The sequence below is a fragment of the Viridibacillus arvi genome (assembly GCF_001274945.1).
Lineage (GTDB): Bacteria > Bacillota > Bacilli > Bacillales_A > Planococcaceae > Viridibacillus > Viridibacillus arvi.
The window spans coordinates 743,616-761,867 of the sequence record NZ_LILB01000001.1; the positions used below are offsets into that span (position 1 = coordinate 743,616).

An 18,252-nucleotide genomic window follows, 5' to 3' on the forward strand; every position below is an offset into this window, starting at 1 on the left:
GCGCATATAATAGTTCAATACTATTATTTCTATACAAACAATAGATACGGACTATTATTAAAGGGGAGTGCAATATGGAGATCAGACAACTACACTATTTTCTTATGTTAAGTAACGAACTTCATTTTACTGAAGCTGCATACAAACTGGGTATTTCACAACCCACACTAAGTCAGCAAATAAAGGTATTGGAAGATGAATTAGGAGTTCCTTTGTTCGATCGTCTTGGAAAAAAGATTGTTAAAACTGAAGCTGGTCAACTCCTTGAGCAATACGCTTTACAAGTTGTTCAACAACTTGAAAACGCAAAGAAATCCATAGAAGACCTGTCAAATTTGAAAACCGGTCACTTACGTGTAGCGGTACTACCATCCGATCTTGATTATCGAATGACATCCGTACTAATTGACTTTCATAAGGAATTCCCGAATATTAAAGTTCAAGTAATTCCTTCAATTGATATTTTAAATAAAGTGCTAGAAAATGAAGTTGACATTGGCGTTGGTTTGGCAATTCAACCTGACAGTCGCTTAAATCGAATCCCTTTTCATAGTGAAACATATAGTCTTTATGTTCATAAAGAACATGAATTAGCAAAAAAAAATATTATTATACCGGAAGAACTGGAAAATCTCCCTCTCGTTATGTATCCCAAAGGCTTCTCAGGACGTGATTTGATTGATACATGGTGCGAAAATCAAGATATTTCTATCGATACTCTAATGGAAACAGGTTCTGTCACTTCCTTATTTCAACTTGTAAAAGCAGGAATTGGAGCTACGATTCAACCTAGTCAATTGATTGAAAGCTTTCAATCGCTTGGCATCCGTGCAATTTCAATCAAGCATTCACCTACCAGAAACTTAGAAATGTTTTATCGTAACGATAAATATTTAACTGAATCAGCAAAAGCGTTCATGAAAAGAATGAAGACTTTTTTCAACTAAATAGTGCCCATTCTTTTATGATGAACAGGTGCAGAGAAATTTTTTTCAACTTGCATTTATCATCAGAACGCATTTGTTTGGCTATTAGAGAATAAAAAACGTTTCAAAAGCAGAATGACTTTTGAAACGTTTTTGAGTAGTACTTTTCCCCAAAGAACTCAATGTTTGCATTCAAAATAAAAAGGCAACGATAGCTTGTTAGCCCGTTGCCCTTTTATCAGGAGTAAAATACATCACATGTTACGGCTCAATAGTACTTAAATCAAAAAGCATTTGACACACGGACGCGTTAAAGTACTAACTGGTTGTTGAATGATGGATTAGACAATTACTTTATTATACTGTGCTTATTTACCCTTTTTTATACATGAAACTGAATTATTTTTTGTAAAATCCATACTGACTCACTCATTTTCCAATAGAAACAGCATTCCTCTACAATTCCACTAAATATCTCATAATTATTTACCCGAAACTATTTTTATTTCTCTACAATAACCCCATCAAATGCTGATTTATAAATCGCATAGATGTCTTCTTTTAACAATGGTAATGGACTTCTAGCTAGAATACGTTTTTGTTCAATCGCATCATTTGTAAGTCCTTCTAAAGCATCTTCTGTAATATTGAAACCTTTTAAAGTAGATGGAATGTTAACGTCCTCAACAAGACGTTTTAACTCAATCACACATTTATATGATGCTTCTGTTTGTGAAAGATTTGTTGCGCTAAAGCCCATTGCTTCATATATATCTTTCATACGTTTCTCACAGCTTTGACGAATATAGCCCATTACATATGGAAGAAGTACGGCATTTGAGTCACCATGCGCGATATGGAATTGACCTCCGATTGGATAAGCTAATGCATGTACTCCAGCTACTCCTGCATTGAAGAAAGCAAGTCCTGCTAAATAGCTACCATAACTCATATCTGAACGTGCTTGTTTATTTGTACCATTTTTTACAGCAATACGAATAGAATTGCTTATTAAACGAATCGCTTGTAGAGCTAAGGCATCTGAAACTGGACTAGCAAATTTAGAAATGTATGCTTCAACTGCATGTGTAAGTGCATCGACACCTGTTGCTGCAGTTATTTTTGGTGGTAAAGAAATTGTCAATGCAGGGTCTACAATGGCAACATCAGCAAGTAAATAATCATGTGCAATGACATCTTTTGTTGTTTCTAATGACAGCACTGAAATGTTCGTGATTTCAGAGCCAGTACCTGATGTTGTTGGCACTAGAATTGTCGGAATCCCTTTCGATTGAATTTCTTTTGTTCCCGTTAAGTTTAAATAATCTTCAACTTTACCTGCATGTGTAGCTAACACACCTGCAATTTTCGTTAAATCTAATGCACTACCTCCACCAAGACCGATAACTAAATCGAATTGATGCTCTCTCGTATATGCAACAACTTTTTCACCAATTGCTAAAGGTGGTTCAGGTACAACTTCAGTGTAAATATCAACTTCCATGCCTGCTTTTTCAAGTGGTACAACTATATTATTTGTTAATCCTAGTTCTTCTAAGAATGGATCTGTTACTAATAGAATTTTTTTTGCATTAAACCGTTTAACTTCTTCTTCTAAATGTTCTAATGAGCCCCAACCAGTATAGCTAATTGGCGCAAAAGTAATTTTTTCAGACATTTCAACCGCTCCCCTTTTATTGATTCCAGACAACAAGTTTTGTTTCAGTCATTTCATGAATGGCGTATTTCAATCCTTCTTTTCCAGTACCACTTTCTTTGACACCACCATAAGGCATTTGGTCAATACGGTAAGTAGGAATATCGTTGATCATAACGCCACCAACTTCTAATTCTTTCGAAGCTTTAAATGCTGTCTTAATATCGCTCGTGAAAATACCCGCTTGTAAGCCGTAGTTTGAGTTGTTAATTGCTTGAATGCCTTCTTCAACGGAAGAAATTCTATTTACAATAACTACAGGTGCAAAAACTTCTTGGCATGAAAGCTTTGCGTCTTCTGCAACGTTTTCTAAAATGGTTGGCAAGAACACTTCATTTTCAACTTTACCTCCGATTAAAACAGAAGCCCCTGCTTCCACTGCTTCATTTACCCAATTAGTTGCACGTTGTTGTTCCTTTTCATGAATCATTGCTGATACATCTGTTGTTAAATCTAACGGGTTACCAATAACTAACTCTTTTGTTTTCTCAACAAATTTAGAAAGGAATTCTTCTGCAAGCTCATCAATTACATAGATACGTTGTAGTGAGATACATACTTGACCTTGATTTGAAAATGCACCACTTACGCACTTTGAAACGATTTCATCAAGATTGACATTCTTATCGATAATAAGGCCTGCGTTTGAACCTAATTCTAATGCTACTTTCTTTAATCCTGCTTTATTGCGAATACCAATCCCTACAGCCGGACTACCCGTAAAGGTAATCATGCTAACTTTATCACTTTCTACTAATGCGTCACCAACTGTTTTACCCCCACCTGTTACAACATTAAATGCACCTTTTGGTAAAGCTGTTTGATCGATTAATTTCGCTAAAAACAATGCTGAAAGTGGTGTTTGTGATGCCGGTTTCAAAACAATTGTATTACCCGCTGCAATAGCCGGTCCTACCTTATGCGCAACTAAATTTTGTGGAAAGTTAAATGGTGTAATAGCACCCACTACTCCAATTGGTTGCTCAATTGTGTATCCTAAACGATTCGCACCATTTTTGGCAGCATCCATCGGAATCATCTCTCCAGTAAGACGTTTTGCTTCTTCAGCAGCAAATTTATAAGTTTCAATCGTGCGATCAATTTCGCCAAATGCAAATTTCAACGGTTTTGCTGCTTCTATAGAAATAATTTCAGCTGCTTCTTCTCTATTTTCAATAAATAGTCTCGTAATATCTTCAAGTATTTCTGCTCTTTCATAAGCAGTTAGTTTAGCCATTTCTGCTGTTGCTTCGTAGGCAATATTGATTGCCTCTTCTACTTCTAATCTAGTAGCCTGAGGAACTTTTGCAATAATCTCTTTTGTATGTGGTGATGTTAAATCTGCGTATTGTACTGATTTTTTCCATTCACCGTTCACATAATAACTTTTTTCCATAAAGCAAAATCTCCTTTTTAAACGATTTCTTTATTTTCTTCACTATCTTTAACAAAAGTATTATCCACTTCACCTTTGAAGAAATCTTTACCGTAAATTAATAAGCATAAAAGAATTCCTACTGCAAAGCCCCAAGCTGCTCCTTTAATACAAAGCACTGCACCAATAACACCTGCAACACCTAGATCACGTTGGCTTCGCGCTTCAAGGACACCTACTTTAACACTTACAAAGCCTTGAATTAACATCGTTAAAGCTAAGGCAACACCAAGTATCGGTTGAACAAGACTTACAATTGGTAAAAGTAATAAGCCTGTATTTGTACCCCAACGGAATGAACCAATACCTCCGAAGAACGAGTCCATCGCTTTACGGCCCTTTTTGAACCGTTCTACGGTAACAACTTGCATTGCTGCCCAAAGAGGTCCACACATTGAAACATCTGGTCCGAGTATACTCATAGCTGAGTTACGAATACCAAAAATCAAATGAGAACGGTTTGGATTTAAATCAATCTTTTCATCTGGTCTAGCTACTTGTCCTTCATCTATTAATGCTTTTGCTTGTAAAACATCACCGAATAATACGATATAAGCTGCAATTACAGTCGGGATAGCTAATAAGAATGTTTTCAATGGTGGCAAACCTATTCCAAACACTGTATATTCATTCCAAAGTGTCATGAAATCTGGTTTTGAAAATCCCCATTCAATTGCTGGCCAAGGTGCTTCCCCAAAAATTGGGGCAATAAAGACTGCCAACAAGATAACAGGCAGTACCCCTAATTTACCAATGAAACTTAATATACTATTCTTGTTTTGCAAAACAGAAAATTGTTTTGAAAATAATAAGTAGAATCCGATACCAACAGCGATCGTGATTGTCCAAGGGAATGAATCAAATTTACCACCTACTTGGAATACTGAAATAATAGCTGCAAATCCCGCGCCTAAAATAATGCCCGATTTCATTGCCGGAGGAATGATTCGAACAACTTTTGTTGCTAGTCCAGTTGCACCGAGTAAGAGTGACATTATCCCGAGTGTCATCTGGAAGGCTATGAGTGCATGTATTCGATCAGGTCCCTCAGGAAATCCTTGTACATATAGCACAAGTAACGGAATAGCTGGTGTAATCCATCCTGGTACTACTGGATCCCCTAAAAGATGATGTAGTAAATAAAATACTCCGTTTAGCATTACAATAGCTAACGCAACTTCAAATGGCATCCCCAATACTTCTGTCATTAAAGGTATTGCTGAAAGATCTACTGCACACATCAATAATCCTTGCACATAATCTGGCCATTCAAATTTGTAGTGAATGAATGGAACTCTAATTTTGAATGGTCCAGCTGGTATATATGGTGATTCTTCCCCATACCCACGTTTTTTCCATAACATGAATCATTTCTCCCCTTTGTTTTGTTTATGTAACCCCTTACACGTAGAACAAAATAAAAAAACCAACCAAAATCGAAATACAAATAGCTCTAATGAATACGTAACCATTTTATATCAAAAATAAAACCAAACTTGAATGGTTACGTATTCATTTCATAATATAGAAAAGATTCAATCTTTTCTTTTAGCTGTCGTATTTCTTAAAAAGACTTTAACAGATTCAGTTATTTGTATGCAAGTACTTTTTTCTAGTTCGATCATCTCAATAAGCTTTTCAATGGCCAGACGTCCTAAGTTATTTTCTGTAATACTTCCAACCGTTGTCAATTGCATAGCTCCGTGGTTACTTAAATCTACATTATCAATACCAATTATACTAATATCTTCCGGTATTTTTAATCCAGAGCTTAATGCATTATTCATTAAATTAAATGCTACCGAGTCTGCACCACTACATATAGCGGTTGGTTTATTTATGCAATTTTGTAAATCTTCAAACGCTTTTTGAATATCGTTTTTAGATGAATCTGTATGGAAAATATATAAGGGATTCTCAATAATTCGATGTTTTTTCAAAGCTTTTTTGTATCCTTCAAAACGATTTTTAAACGTACTTACCGTTAAAGGACCTCCTACCCATGCAATATCTTTATGGCCAAGTTGAATTAAATGCTCAGCAGCTAAAAAACCTGCCTCCTCATTGTCAATTTCTACAAAAAGTTCTTCGTTTTTATGTTTACGGTTATACGTAATAAATGGTATAGACATCCTTTTTAATCTTTCAAAAATCGGGTCATCTAATAAAATGCATGACAAAATCATGCCATCTACTTTGTTTTCAATTGCTGATGAATATGCTTCCGATAGCTTTTTATCATTCACAAAGTGAACATTAACTCTATATCCATTTTCGTTTGCATAGTTAACAATTGCAGTTGTAGTATCTACAAAGAACGGATTATGTAATGGCCCTGATAAGAGCGTGATGACACCAGTTTTTTTCTGTACTAGTGAGCGCGCATTAGCATCTGGTACATAGCTTAATTTTTCAATTGCTTTTAATACTTTATCTTTTGTTTTCTGCTTTACTAGATCAGGTGTATTTAGTACTCGTGACACAGTCGTTTGTGAAACTCCTGCATGTTTGGCAACATCTTTTGAAGAAACCACTATCATTGCCCCTTTTCCTATAATTTCTCTCTTAAATATACATGGAAAACGGTAATTCAGTAAAGTTATCTCCCAGTTTGTTAAATGAATTCGTATTTTATGCAAAAATATAAATATAGTTTTTAAAATACATAGCTCAATTCCCTACTATAAACCCAACTACACGATTGTTATCTTGATTAACCAAAACTTCTGGCAAGTAAGTATCGACATGTGATTTGTCTTTGAAAGTTACTTTATATACAACTTGCCCAATATCTTTTGGATCAGAAACTTCATCCGATGCACCGACTAAATAGTCTGTAATACTGGCTGTACCAACTTGGATTGTTTCTGAAGTTCCACAATTATTTTTGATAAGATAATCTTTTGCTACTTGAGTTACATTTACTTTAATATCATTTGATAATTCAAATGTCACATCAATACGCTCTTCTTTACTTGCACATCCGAATAACATGATTGATAAGCAAGATAAAACGATAGTGTTTATCATTTTCCGTTTCAATAAGATTCCCCTTTTTCATGCTTAATTTAAATCAAAGCCCAAAAAGCTGGTTCCATCATATTTTTTATGATATTAAAAAGATAATTGAAATAATAATAAATACTTCTATTAGAATATGCTTTAACAATTTACATCATATGTATATCGTTATGGAAATATAAATGAGCAGCGCCATAATGTCGCTGCTCAAAAAGAAACTACAATTTCTCCACTTTGTTTTTTTATGTGTCAGCTACTATAACTTTATAAAACTCAATTCTTCTTCACCGCTCTCCCAAAATAATTCGTCCCTATGACCCCGATTATGATCACTAGTGCTCCTACTAAATGATAATAGTGAAATTTCTCTTGTAGAAATAGAACTCCTGCTAAAATCGTAATGAGTGTCGCAACATTACTGAAAACACTCATTTTAGATGCAGCCATTTTCGATAAGGCATAATTAGATAAAAACGAAGTAATAAGTGAAGAAAGAATACCTAAATAGACAATGGCTAAAACAAAATCTATGTGCAAAAAAGGTTGGAAGAATTGTTTCGTAGTACCATTGAAAACATTCATACTAATCGCTACACCGTTAAAACCGATAAATCCAAAAAGTGTCATTATATACGTTAAAGTAAACAATGAATACTGTTGAGTTAACTTTCTTGCAAAAACATTATAAAGTGCAGATGTAATGGCTGATAATAAGATAAATCCACTTCCAATGAAGCTAACCTTAGCTGCCCCTGCCCCGTTCATCATGAAAATAAAGATGACCCCAAGTACTGATAAGCTAACGCATATAAGCTGTTTAAATGAAGTTTTTTCTTTCAAAATTAAACTAGCTAACAGTAACGTAAAAATCGGAATCGTTGCTTGAATAATGCCTGCTTCTGAAGACGAAGTACGAGCTAGACCAAACACTTGGAAAGCAAAGAATAAAATAGGATAAAGTAATGCTAAAGGAAGAATTCTCTGCAAATCTTTCCATCCAATTTGTAGTTTGTTTTTACTAAATATCAGAAAAACCGTTGCTACAATCCATGCAACTGTAAATCGATGTGCCAGTGTATCCAATGGACTTGCAACTGTGAGTGCAATTTTGACAAACATAAAGGAAAGTCCAATTATTAGGGCATATCCGATTGCTGCGATATATGCTTTTTTCATTTCTTTCATATGTTATTACCTCTTTTCGATTAGTCCGGCCGGTACAACTATCGTATAAAAAAACACATATTTAGACGACTACAAAAAAACACATCTGTACCGATACAGATTGAATTAACTAAAAAAGTATTTTACAATAATTTCGGGAACATAGACCGGTTAGTTCTAGAAGAAAAATTGAAATTGGTAGGTGCAAAATAGTGGGTAAACTGGAGAAATGGCGTGAACTTATACAAAATGGCAGTATTATTTTGTTTTGGGATACAAAGATTTTGGAGCGAAATTTAAAATAATTAGATCGTGAAGGTTTTGAAATATATAGTTTTGATTGCACCCTTTTGAATGAGAAAAATTTTCACGAAGTGTTAGCTAATACGCTTAATTTTCCTGATTACTATGGTAAAAATTTAAATGCTTTTAATGACTGTTTATCAGACATAGTCCCTAAAGAAAAAGGCTTTATTCTAACCTTTAAAAATTTTGATGTTTTCACGAAAAGGTATCCTGAAATTGCCTATGATATTTTAGATATAATCCAATTAAATGCTTGGAGAAACCTTATCGAAGGTAACGTTTTACTAGGATTTGTTCAATCAAATGATGGAAATTTCTCAATGCCACCTGTAGGCGGGATGTCTCCTGATTGGAATAGTGATGAGTGGTTAGAAAAAAATAGAGAACTGTAACACTTATTCAATTAAAAAAGGACCATATAAATTGGTCCTTTTTATTTATTAATGAAATATCAAAAATAGTATTTATCAAAATTAATATGTTAGAAAAATAACTTATAAATTGTTACGTCTACTTTAACTAAAGCTCTGTCGAAAAACTTAGTTAGGTTGGATAATACATCGTCATACTTAATCGTGTTAAAGTGTCTCCCGAATTACAATATGTGTGCGGTCTATCCGCCTTAAATCTGATCGAATCACCACTTTTTAAAATATAACTACTATCACTTACACTAATCGTTACTTCTCCATCAAAAACAGTAATAAATTCCTCAGTTCCCTCTCTATGAGAATCTGAGCTTAATGCCCCTTCACTTTCAATTTCAACCGAATAAACTTCGAAACGTCTATCCTCTTGGAAATGAAAAGAGGGATAGACTCTATAACGTCCATTGTCTTCAGATAATACTTGAATTTCACTTTTTAAAACTACTTTAGTATCTGGTTGAGGACTATTTATTAGTGAAGTAAAGGATATCTTTAATCCATTAGCTATTTTCCAAATAGTTGTTAAAGTTGGACTTGACTCTCCTCTCTCTATTTGCCCTATCATCGTTTTACTTACTCCACTTAGTTGAGAGACCTTTTCCAAACTTAATTTTTCCTTCTCTCTGATCGCTTTTAAATTCTTTGCAAGAATAAGTTGTATTTCTTCCATAAACTCACTCCTATTTCATATACAATATAACGACCGTTATGTATAATAAAAAGTACGTCGTTATATTGTTTGTTTTGGACATTATAACATACAAATAAAAGGGAGGTCTCTAAATGCCTATATTTTCATTTTTATTATTTGTTTTTATTTCCAGTTTCACTCCAGGTCCCAATAATATCATGTCAATGGCGTTTGCGAATAAACATGGCTATAAAAAGACAATTAGGTTTTGTCTAGGAGTAGGTGTTGGATTTTTTTTCATCACTTTATTGTGTAGTTTTTTAAATAATATCCTTATAAGTGCTCTACCAATAATTGAACTTCCTTTGACGATTTTAGGCGTAACTTATATGTTATATTTGGCTTATAAAATTCTTACTAGTAAAGATCTTGACGATGGAAATATTGAAAGTAATAGTAACGGTTTCTTCATAGGTATCTTGTTACAATTTGTTAACCCAAAAGGTATTCTTTTTGGTATTACAGTAGTATCAACTTTCATTCTTCCTTACTACAATTCATATTTCAGCTACTTTCTTTTCTCCTTATTTTTAGGAATAGTTGGTGTAATGAGTACATTTAGCTGGAGTTTATTTGGTTCGATTTTTCAAAAGCACTTATTACAATACAGGCAACAATTTAATATAGCTATGGCAGTTTTATTGGCATATAGTGCTTTTTCAATTCTTATCAAATAGAATAATAGTAGAATGATATGTTTTCATAGTTTAAAGCGACTTAATTCGGTCGCTTTTTTAGGATGATAAATATGCAAGGAGGTACAACATGCTCAAATATGAATCAATTTATCATGACCTTTGCGGAAGGATACATAATGCTGACCTGCAATCTGGTGAGAAATTACCGTCAATTAGACAATTAGCACAACAATTTTCTTGCAGTAAAAGCACTATTCTTACAGCATTACAAAAACTTGAAGACCAACATTTAATATATGCTATTCCGAAAAGCGGCTATTACGTCGTAGATCATCAAATTGCACAAAAACCAACATCAACTAATACAATGGATTTCGCGACTTCATCACCAACATGGCATGCATTTCCATATCAAGATTTTCAGCATTGCATGAACAAAGCTATTGATACATATCAAACAGATTTATTTAAATATGGTACACCTAAAGGATTACCTTCATTAATCTCAGAGGCAAAGAAATTATTAGAATCGTACCAAGTATTCACGGATATTAACAATATCTTTATTACTTCAGGTGTACAACAAGCACTATCCTTGCTTAGCCTTATGCCCTTCCCGAACAACCGTAAAACTATACTAGTAGAACAACCAAGCTATCATTTATTTTTGGATTTCCTGAAAACATACAATCTGCCTGTTATCGGGATTAAACGTTCAACAAATGGCATTGATTTAATAGAACTGGAACAGATCTTCCGTAAGAATGACATTAAGTTTTTCTACACAATGCCGCGTTTCCATAATCCGTTAGGTACTTCTTATAGTAAAAAGGAGAAAGAAGCGATTCTTCATCTGGCCAATCAGTATGATGTCTATATTGTTGAAGATGACTTTTTAGCTGACTTTGAATACAAATCAAAACGTGATCCAATGTTCGCAATGGATACCTATAATAAGGTCATCTATTTAAAAAGCTTTTCTAAAATCATGTTCCCTGGACTACGCATTGGATTTGCCATTTTACCGAATGCATTAATTAACATTTTTCAACAACATAAAATCACGACCGATATTGACAGCTCTATGATTTCACAAGCTGCACTTGAGCTTTATTTAAAAAGCGGCATGTTTGAACGGTACCGTGCAAAAGTTCATGGAAATTATCATAAACGCGGGAAAATTCTTCAACACTCGATAAAAACACATTTACCTATGTATCCAGCTTCTTCAGAAATAAGCATGCATAGCCATATCATCTTTCCAAAAAATGTAGATTTAAATCGAATAATTCATCATTTAAGCCACAAACAAATTTTGTTTAACCCAATTGAACATAACTATTTAGCCGGCTTTTATCGTGAACGTATTTTAAAAATCAATGTATCAACGATTGACGATGAAAAAATTGAAGATGGGATTAAAGAAATTGCTTATACATTATACAATCTGGATAACTACTTTTAGAGATACTGAAACATTACCTACATGGTTTTGTTTCAGTTTTTTTGTATAAAACACAGTTTAAAAACCTGTACATATAGCACTTCTTGTAGAGAATTCATTTACAAAAATTGTTTTTTGAAATTACTTTGACAGACAGAGTACTTTTTTGCTAATATTACTCTATCAGGTAGAACAATAATATCTAAGTAGGTGAATTATGGTTAGAAGCGATATCATTCGTGGACACTTGGATTCAATTATTTTACGTCTGATTTTAGAGAAAGATCGATATGGTTACGAAATATCTCAGGAAATTAGTTTACGTACAAATAATCGTTTTCAAATTAAAGAAGCAACTTTATACGCCGTGTTTCAACGATTAGAAAAAAAAGAACTGATTGAAGCATATTATGGGGATGTCTCTCATGGTGGAAAAAGAAAGTATTACTGCATTACTCCATTAGGAAAAGCATATCTAAAAGAGCTTGTAAGCGAATGGATGGAAGTGAAGGAAATTATCAACTTGTTTATGGAGGGGTTAGAATGAAGAAATTGAAAAATCATATTGATGAGTTATTTAAAGACATTCCTAGCAATAAAGAAACAGAGATGGTTAAGCAAGAAATTATCGAAAATCTCGAAGAAAAAGTATTTTATTTAATGGAACATGGAAAAGCAGAAGAAGATGCAATTAATAAAGCAATAGTTGAATTTGGAGATATTGAAGAATTAAAAAAAGAATTAGGTGTGAAGCAGCCAGTTAAAAAAAACATGGCTAGATTAAATTTAGAGTTTTCCTTCTGGGGAAGTGGTTTAATTATCGCCTTCTTTGTTTTTATCAACGTGTACTATACCCCAAATATAATTTGGGCGATTTATCCAATCTTTGCTATTTTATGGTGGCCTCTATCAATGTACTTCGTATGGTCACGTAAGAAATGAGGTAAATAGAAAATGAAAAATTACATTAGCTTTGCCGCAGCTGGTAGTATGATGACAATTCTATTTTTAGGAATTACCAATTATATAACATCGCCACATGATATCTGGTTTATATATCCTAGTTTACTTCTTATACTATGGCCTATTACACTTTACTTCATATCAAAGAAAATGTACAAACAACATTCGATTTTCTGTAGTATAATGTTGGTTTCTTTCCTTATGATAGAAAATTATTTATATTCACCAGATCATTTATGGTTTTTGTACGCTGTTTATCCAATTTTATGTTGGCCTATTCTTATGTTTTTAGGAGAAAAAACTAAATCTATAAAAATCTCACTTATATTCTGTGCAACTACAATCATCTATTATTCAATACTAAACATTACACTCTCACCACAATATCCATGGGCTATCTACCCTGCTTTCTTAATAATGTGGTGGCCATTAGCTTTATACCATGCTAAGAAAAGAACTTTCGTTGCATTTTCTATTTACGCAAGCTTATTGATTAGTATCTTCTTTATAACTGTAAATGTTATCTCTTCACCTGGAACAATATGGGCTTTTTACCCCATCTTTGTAGTAATGTGGTGGCCACTTAGTATGTACTTTTATGTCTATAAAAAAAGAATATACAAAGGTATTAATGAACATTAATTATTGAGTACAACAATCTGCATGCTGAAAAGGCGCCCATTTACTTGGCGCCTTTTTGTATATACTGTTCATTGTTGTATTTAACTTATAACGGTTTCTTTTTGTACATTGAGGTAATTTGTTTAGCAATGTATTCTGAACTATAGTGAATTCCATCCTTTATCCACCAATTAATAATCCCTAAAAGAGATGCGGCCATGATCTCCAAAGCTACAGTATTCTCTGTAGTGGCAATATTTCTTTCACTACGTCGCATATGTATTACATTTTTCAAAAATTCAAATAAGCTGTTTTTGAATTCGGCGTGTTCTATAAATACTGCGAAAATTTTGCGATATTCATATACATAATCCAAAAACCCTAATAAATGTTCCTGCTTATCCAAATTCTTCATTTGGAGTAATGGTTCCGTTTTCGACGACAGTTCGTCGAAGATTTCTTGTACAATTTGACTTAACAGATCGTTAATATCCTCATAATGTAAATAAAATGTGGCACGATTGAGCTCTGCACGGCTTGTAATTTTTTGTACAGACAGTTGGGCAACATCCTGATTTTCGGAAAGTAACGAAAATACCGCATTTTTTAACATTTTTTTAGTGCGTAATGCACGTGGATCTTGTTTTTTATGTATAGACATTTCATCCCTCTTTATCGATTAATATTTATTTAATCAACAGAAATTATAATTTTGTTGTTTAGTCGACGAATTCATAAATATTGTAAATAGGCAACTTATTTTAATACTGTTATCATTTATTTTATCGACTATGTGTCTATTAAGCAATGGAGAGAGGATTTCATAAATGCTACAAACGAATAAAGAAATCAACAAAGGAATATTATTAACAGTTTTAATTCTTGGCTGTTTTTTATCTACATTGAATCAGACTTTATTAAATATTGCCTTAAGTAGTTTAATGGACATTTTTGATGTTTCGGCCACAACGATACAATGGCTTGCAACTGGCTTTATGCTCGTTAATGGGGTTTTAATACCAACAACTGCTTATTTAATGAAACGATTTACAACTCGTCAATTATTTTTGAGCGCAATGCTACTTTTATTAATTGGTTCCATCATTTGTGCTTTGGCACCAAGCTTTGGCGTACTTTTAGCCGGACGTATGATTCAGGCTGCAGGTGCTGGGATTATAATGCCTCTAATGATGGGTGTCGTGCTAGTTATTTTCCCAGTTGAAAAACGTGGCAGTGTCATGGGACTACTAGGATTAGCAATAATTTTCGCCCCTGCCATTGCACCAACGTTATCAGGTTTTGTCATTGAATATTACTCTTGGCGCTGGTTATTTATAGGACTATCTGTGCTTGTAGTAATCGTTATTTTACTTGCTTTGAAATATTTAATGAATGTATCGGAAACATCTAAGGCTAAGCTTGATGTGTTCAGTGTTATCTTATCAACCATAGGATTTGGTTTGATTTTATATGGTTTTAGTAATGCTGGTAGTAAAGGTTGGAGTGATGTAGTTGTTATTCTTTCATTAGTATTAGGGTTGATTATTACAGCTATTTTCTGTATTCGACAATTCCATTCAGAAGATCCCCTGTTAAATTTATCTGTCTTTAAATTTAAAGTATTTACATCTACTTCTCTGATAAACGTGTTGATTACGATAATAATGTATGCGGATATGATTTTACTGCCAATTTATTTACAAAATGGCCGAGGTTTCACAGCATTTGATGCTGGTCTTTTGTTATTACCTGGAGCCCTTGTGAATGCTTTTATGTCACCTGTTACAGGTAAATTATATGACCGATTTGGTGCAAAGCCTTTGTTTATTGTTGGTTTAATTTTTATTATCCCTTCTATGTGGGCTGTAACGGATTTAACAGAATCAACAACCTATTTGTATTTGATGATACGAACGATCTTCCTTCGCATCGGTTTAAGTTTTATTACAATGCCTTTGAATACTGCAGGGCTTAATGCCTTACCAAAAGAACTTGGCACACATGGCTCAGCGGTCAATAATACCGTTCGCCAATTAGCCGGAGCAATCGGAACTGCGGTAGTAATTACGATTTATACGGCTCAGTCTGCAGACCATGTTCAGTCAATTGTGCAGAAGAATTCAGGAGCAAGTTCTGAGATGATTCGAACAGCTGCTTCCATAGTAGGCTCAAGTGATGCTTATTATTTCATGACAATTTTAGCTATTATAGCTCTTGTTTTCACCATATTTGCGCCATTAAAAAATAAATAAAATGTTAACAAAAATACCCTGTTCACTTTTTGAACAGGGTATTTTGAGGTTCTATGGATATTTTCAAAAAATATACGTTGATAATGCTTTACCCCTAAACATAAAAGCTATTTAATTCTCCTCTACATATACCTTCTTGCATAAAATCCAACCTTAATTGTTAATAATAGTACTGCACATCGACTACAACGCAAGGTACAGTAAAGAGATTGGCTAAATCCAATCTATTCTAAATAGTGTGGTGATTTTAATTGGAAAAAGAACCATTATCAAAGATAGAAGCATTGGCATTAAAACGATTACTTATTCACCGTCATAGTGCTATCATCTACCTCTTAAGAGCAATCCTTGCAAGTTTATTCATTGGCTTTGGTGTAATTGTAGCGTTTAAAACAGGTAATTTCTTTTATCTAGAACATTCTCCATTTGCCTATCCGGCTGCAGCAATAACTTTTGGCGTGGCGATTATCATGATTTACTATGGTGGTGGCGACTTGTTCACTGGTGATACCTTTTACTATACATATGCTGCCTTACGCAAGCAGATGGCCTGGAAGGATGTCGGCAAGCTCTGGGTATATAGTTACGTAGGAAATATCATCGGCGCCATTCTATTTGCGCTCTTGATATATGCAACGGGGCTTTTCCATGATCCTTCAGTAAATAGTTTTTTAGTTAGTGTTGCAAAAGGAAAAACATTAGTGCCAACTTTTGAATTGTTCTTCCGTGGCGTTCTTTGTAACTGGCTTGTTTGTCTTGCCTTTTTCCTTCCTTATTCAGTTAAAGGTGATGGACCAAAAATAGCCATGATGATATTATTTGTTTTTTGTTTTTTTATTTCTGGATATGAACATAGCATTGCCAATTTAGTTACCTTTTCAATTTCAATTGCAACTCAACATCCAGATGCAGTTACTATAGCTGGAATTGTTCATAATATTATTCCTGTCACAATCGGAAATCTTATCGGAGGAACATTGTTTATGGCCTCCATGTACTATTATGTAAACAAGCCATTTATGGATGATCCTGAGTAAAAAATAGAGGATGGGACAAAACAACTAACCTCAAAAATGAATAGCCACGAAAATTTTCGTGGCTTTGTTTTTTAGTCTACTTCGTAGCAGTTGTTCTCCGCTACGGCGGACGCTTTCCGCGGGCACAGCTCCAGCCTTCTCCCTCGCTTCGCTCAGTCCGGGTGCTTCCGCTCGTGCTGTTCCCGCAGGAGTCGCCGCCTTCGCTCCGAACAACTAATGAAACACTTCTATTTCAATTAAATCTATTCATAATTTCAGGCATAAAAAAAGGACATCTTCTGATGAAATTTAAGTACCTCTACAAAAATTAACACAGAAAGAAGTGTCCATATGTTTAAAGATTATAACATGAATCAACTCATTTTACCGCTAGATTTAGAAGTGAAATTACAAGAGGCCATTTAGTCGAAAGTATTCCAAATGAAGCTTTCGCTCCTATCATCCATCACACAGGTTGTCCATCTTACCATCCACGTATGATGCTTAAACTGATTTTATGTGGTTACACACAATCTACTTTTTGTGGTCGTAAAATCGAAGACCTGACAGAGATAGTATCCGCATGATGTGGCTCGCACAAGCATATTAGCCAAGTTATCGGACGATCAATCGTTTTCGTATTCATCCCGATATGAAAGAACTGATTCGTCAGTGCTTTCTGCAATCCCGTTGCCAGTTAGTTATTGCATCATGCAATCTCGATTTTTTACGTGAACTGAAACTATTTATGTCTCAGCCTCATCTCATTTTTTTATCCATTTTACTACATGTTTACTATGGCTAACTTGACGTAGGAACAAACATAGATTCTACTTTACAGCATTAATTCTTAAATGACTAAATTCTTTAGGTATATAGTATTTATTATAAACTAATGGATATTCCTCATGAATAAAAACACTCTCTAACAATAAATCACAGTCTTCTCCACCAACTACTTTATGTTTCTGAGATGCCGCATTAACAGAACTGGAACGCTTTATGTCAGTCGTTGATCTATTTGCAAGTTCATAGATACGGGTTTCAAGCATTTCCAATAATTGATCATTATCTTGTAAATCTAAATTCAATTCAGCTACCGCTTCAATTGCCATAAACGTAAAGGAATAGGCTACAACTTCCCCTTCACTCTTATACCAACGCTCAACTGCAACAACTGCTGCAGATTTCCTACATAATACTTGTTGCGTATATTCACTATCCAAATCAATTCTAAAACTCATTTCAACATCATCAATTTGTTTCGTATGAGATTTATATATAGGGTTCCCTATTTTCTCTAATCCAATTTTAGGGTTATTCTCTGAAATCTTTGTAATGTAATTCCCTTTACCATGTATCCTTTTCACCAATCCATCATCTTGTAAAAGAGAAAGGGCCTGCCTTAATGTCATTCTACTGACTTTAAACATTTTTGCTAATTCGGGCTCGGCTGGCAATTTGCTTTCTGGCAAAAACGTACCATTTATAATTAGCTTATACAATTCATCATACACAGTAATATACAACGGTTTTTTTCTTTCTTGCATGTTTGCGATTTTGAATTCCATCTTCTCACACACCTATACTATTTTCAAATTCTGGACCTTCATCTAATTATTCCCTCTAA

The 18,252-nt window shown here is 34.0% G+C and carries 18 protein-coding genes and 1 pseudogene; 10 read left to right on the forward strand and 9 right to left on the reverse strand.

All coding sequences use genetic code 11. The annotated features are described in order from the left end of the window. Positions 1 to 74: 74 nt before the first annotated feature. Complete coding sequence (locus AMD00_RS03520; protein WP_053415692.1) at positions 75 to 947, forward strand: LysR substrate-binding domain-containing protein; 873 nt, start codon at positions 75 to 77, stop codon at positions 945 to 947. Positions 948 to 1,428: 481 nt separating this feature from the next. Here the strand turns inward: AMD00_RS03520 and AMD00_RS03525 are convergent, their stop codons facing one another. The 6 genes from AMD00_RS03525 to AMD00_RS03550 all read right to left on the reverse strand — a co-directional run bounded on the left by AMD00_RS03525 (position 1,429) and on the right by AMD00_RS03550 (position 8,284). Then, positions 1,429 to 2,604, reverse strand: a complete 1,176-nt coding sequence (locus AMD00_RS03525; RefSeq protein ID WP_053415693.1) for an iron-containing alcohol dehydrogenase — start codon at positions 2,602 to 2,604, stop codon at positions 1,429 to 1,431. Between the two features lie 16 nt (positions 2,605 to 2,620). Beyond that, on the reverse strand, positions 2,621 to 4,039 hold the full coding sequence (locus AMD00_RS03530; RefSeq protein WP_053415694.1) for an aldehyde dehydrogenase family protein: 1,419 nt from the start codon (positions 4,037 to 4,039) through the stop codon (positions 2,621 to 2,623). A 17-nt stretch (positions 4,040 to 4,056) separates the two neighbouring features. Continuing rightward, entirely contained in the window at positions 4,057 to 5,442 is a 1,386-nt protein-coding gene (locus AMD00_RS03535; protein ID WP_053415695.1) for a permease family protein, read from the reverse strand. 171 nt (positions 5,443 to 5,613) lie between these two features. Beyond that, positions 5,614 to 6,618 (reverse strand): LacI family DNA-binding transcriptional regulator, encoded by a 1,005-nt coding sequence (locus tag AMD00_RS03540; protein WP_407701110.1) that lies wholly within the window; start codon positions 6,616 to 6,618, stop codon positions 5,614 to 5,616. Positions 6,619 to 6,748: 130 nt separating this feature from the next. Beyond that, on the reverse strand, positions 6,749 to 7,120 hold the full coding sequence (locus AMD00_RS03545; protein ID WP_053415697.1) for a hypothetical protein: 372 nt from the start codon (positions 7,118 to 7,120) through the stop codon (positions 6,749 to 6,751). A 252-nt stretch (positions 7,121 to 7,372) separates the two neighbouring features. Next, complete coding sequence (locus AMD00_RS03550; protein WP_053415698.1) at positions 7,373 to 8,284, reverse strand: DMT family transporter; 912 nt, start codon at positions 8,282 to 8,284, stop codon at positions 7,373 to 7,375. A gap of 329 nt (positions 8,285 to 8,613) precedes the next feature. Here AMD00_RS03550 and AMD00_RS03555 point away from each other — a divergent pair, with 329 nt between their 5' ends. Next, complete coding sequence (locus AMD00_RS03555) at positions 8,614 to 8,961, forward strand: barstar family protein (RefSeq protein ID WP_053415699.1); 348 nt, start codon at positions 8,614 to 8,616, stop codon at positions 8,959 to 8,961. Between the two features lie 151 nt (positions 8,962 to 9,112). On the opposite strand, the gene AMD00_RS03560 is transcribed toward AMD00_RS03555, so the two are convergent. Further along, positions 9,113 to 9,667 carry a helix-turn-helix domain-containing protein gene (locus AMD00_RS03560; RefSeq protein WP_053415700.1) on the reverse strand — a complete coding sequence of 185 codons (555 nt, stop codon included), beginning with the start codon at positions 9,665 to 9,667 and terminating at the stop codon, positions 9,113 to 9,115. 113 nt (positions 9,668 to 9,780) lie between these two features. Here AMD00_RS03560 and AMD00_RS03565 point away from each other — a divergent pair, with 113 nt between their 5' ends. From AMD00_RS03565 to AMD00_RS03585, 5 genes are all read left to right on the forward strand, one after another. After that, positions 9,781 to 10,365, forward strand: a complete 585-nt coding sequence (locus tag AMD00_RS03565) for a LysE family transporter (RefSeq protein WP_053415701.1) — start codon at positions 9,781 to 9,783, stop codon at positions 10,363 to 10,365. An 88-nt stretch (positions 10,366 to 10,453) separates the two neighbouring features. Then, positions 10,454 to 11,791 (forward strand): aminotransferase-like domain-containing protein, encoded by a 1,338-nt coding sequence (locus tag AMD00_RS03570; RefSeq protein ID WP_053415702.1) that lies wholly within the window; start codon positions 10,454 to 10,456, stop codon positions 11,789 to 11,791. A gap of 196 nt (positions 11,792 to 11,987) precedes the next feature. Next, positions 11,988 to 12,317, forward strand: coding sequence for a PadR family transcriptional regulator (locus AMD00_RS03575; protein ID WP_053415703.1), 330 nt, complete (start codon positions 11,988 to 11,990; stop codon positions 12,315 to 12,317). Continuing rightward, the gene (locus AMD00_RS03580; RefSeq protein WP_053415704.1) at positions 12,314 to 12,712 is read left to right on the forward strand and encodes a permease prefix domain 1-containing protein; all 399 of its coding nucleotides are present in this window, start codon (positions 12,314 to 12,316) and stop codon (positions 12,710 to 12,712) included. Before AMD00_RS03575 ends, AMD00_RS03580 begins: the two co-directional genes overlap by 4 nt. A gap of 222 nt (positions 12,713 to 12,934) precedes the next feature. Then, a complete protein-coding gene (locus AMD00_RS03585) occupies positions 12,935 to 13,375 on the forward strand; it encodes a hypothetical protein (RefSeq protein WP_245639431.1) in 441 nt (146 codons plus the stop codon). 85 nt (positions 13,376 to 13,460) lie between these two features. On the opposite strand, the gene AMD00_RS03590 is transcribed toward AMD00_RS03585, so the two are convergent. Further along, a complete protein-coding gene (locus AMD00_RS03590; protein WP_053415706.1) occupies positions 13,461 to 14,015 on the reverse strand; it encodes a TetR/AcrR family transcriptional regulator in 555 nt (184 codons plus the stop codon). Between the two features lie 166 nt (positions 14,016 to 14,181). Here AMD00_RS03590 and AMD00_RS03595 point away from each other — a divergent pair, with 166 nt between their 5' ends. From AMD00_RS03595 to AMD00_RS22740, 3 genes and pseudogenes are all read left to right on the forward strand, one after another. Then, positions 14,182 to 15,606, forward strand: coding sequence for a DHA2 family efflux MFS transporter permease subunit (locus AMD00_RS03595; protein WP_053415707.1), 1,425 nt, complete (start codon positions 14,182 to 14,184; stop codon positions 15,604 to 15,606). Between the two features lie 251 nt (positions 15,607 to 15,857). Continuing rightward, positions 15,858 to 16,643, forward strand: a complete 786-nt coding sequence (locus AMD00_RS03600) for a formate/nitrite transporter family protein (RefSeq protein ID WP_053415708.1) — start codon at positions 15,858 to 15,860, stop codon at positions 16,641 to 16,643. A gap of 330 nt (positions 16,644 to 16,973) precedes the next feature. After that, positions 16,974 to 17,325 (forward strand): annotated as a pseudogene (locus AMD00_RS22740) (transposase); the annotation flags it as partial. Between the two features lie 127 nt (positions 17,326 to 17,452). On the opposite strand, the gene AMD00_RS03610 reads toward AMD00_RS22740, so the two are convergent. Further along, positions 17,453 to 18,193, reverse strand: coding sequence for a GntR family transcriptional regulator (locus tag AMD00_RS03610; protein WP_053415710.1), 741 nt, complete (start codon positions 18,191 to 18,193; stop codon positions 17,453 to 17,455). Positions 18,194 to 18,252: the final 59 nt, after the last annotated feature.

Bases quoted from the DNA above. Each gene is read 5' to 3' on its own strand.
- AMD00_RS03585 (WP_245639431.1), top strand. From the start codon at position 12,935: ATGATAGAAAATTATTTATATTCACCAGATCATTTATGGTTTTTGTAC.
- AMD00_RS03540 (WP_407701110.1), bottom strand. From the start codon at position 6,618: ATGATAGTGGTTTCTTCAAAAGATGTTGCCAAACATGCAGGAGTTTCA.
- AMD00_RS03550 (WP_053415698.1), bottom strand. From the start codon at position 8,284: ATGAAAGAAATGAAAAAAGCATATATCGCAGCAATCGGATATGCCCTA.
- AMD00_RS03525 (WP_053415693.1), bottom strand. From the start codon at position 2,604: ATGTCTGAAAAAATTACTTTTGCGCCAATTAGCTATACTGGTTGGGGC.
- AMD00_RS03520 (WP_053415692.1), top strand. From the start codon at position 75: ATGGAGATCAGACAACTACACTATTTTCTTATGTTAAGTAACGAACTT.
- AMD00_RS03590 (WP_053415706.1), bottom strand. From the start codon at position 14,015: ATGTCTATACATAAAAAACAAGATCCACGTGCATTACGCACTAAAAAA.
- AMD00_RS03595 (WP_053415707.1), top strand. From the start codon at position 14,182: ATGCTACAAACGAATAAAGAAATCAACAAAGGAATATTATTAACAGTT.
- AMD00_RS03610 (WP_053415710.1), bottom strand. From the start codon at position 18,193: ATGGAATTCAAAATCGCAAACATGCAAGAAAGAAAAAAACCGTTGTAT.
- AMD00_RS03580 (WP_053415704.1), top strand. From the start codon at position 12,314: ATGAAGAAATTGAAAAATCATATTGATGAGTTATTTAAAGACATTCCT.
- AMD00_RS03535 (WP_053415695.1), bottom strand. From the start codon at position 5,442: ATGTTATGGAAAAAACGTGGGTATGGGGAAGAATCACCATATATACCA.
- AMD00_RS03530 (WP_053415694.1), bottom strand. From the start codon at position 4,039: ATGGAAAAAAGTTATTATGTGAACGGTGAATGGAAAAAATCAGTACAA.
- AMD00_RS03575 (WP_053415703.1), top strand. From the start codon at position 11,988: ATGGTTAGAAGCGATATCATTCGTGGACACTTGGATTCAATTATTTTA.
- AMD00_RS03565 (WP_053415701.1), top strand. From the start codon at position 9,781: ATGCCTATATTTTCATTTTTATTATTTGTTTTTATTTCCAGTTTCACT.
- AMD00_RS03560 (WP_053415700.1), bottom strand. From the start codon at position 9,667: ATGGAAGAAATACAACTTATTCTTGCAAAGAATTTAAAAGCGATCAGA.
- AMD00_RS03570 (WP_053415702.1), top strand. From the start codon at position 10,454: ATGCTCAAATATGAATCAATTTATCATGACCTTTGCGGAAGGATACAT.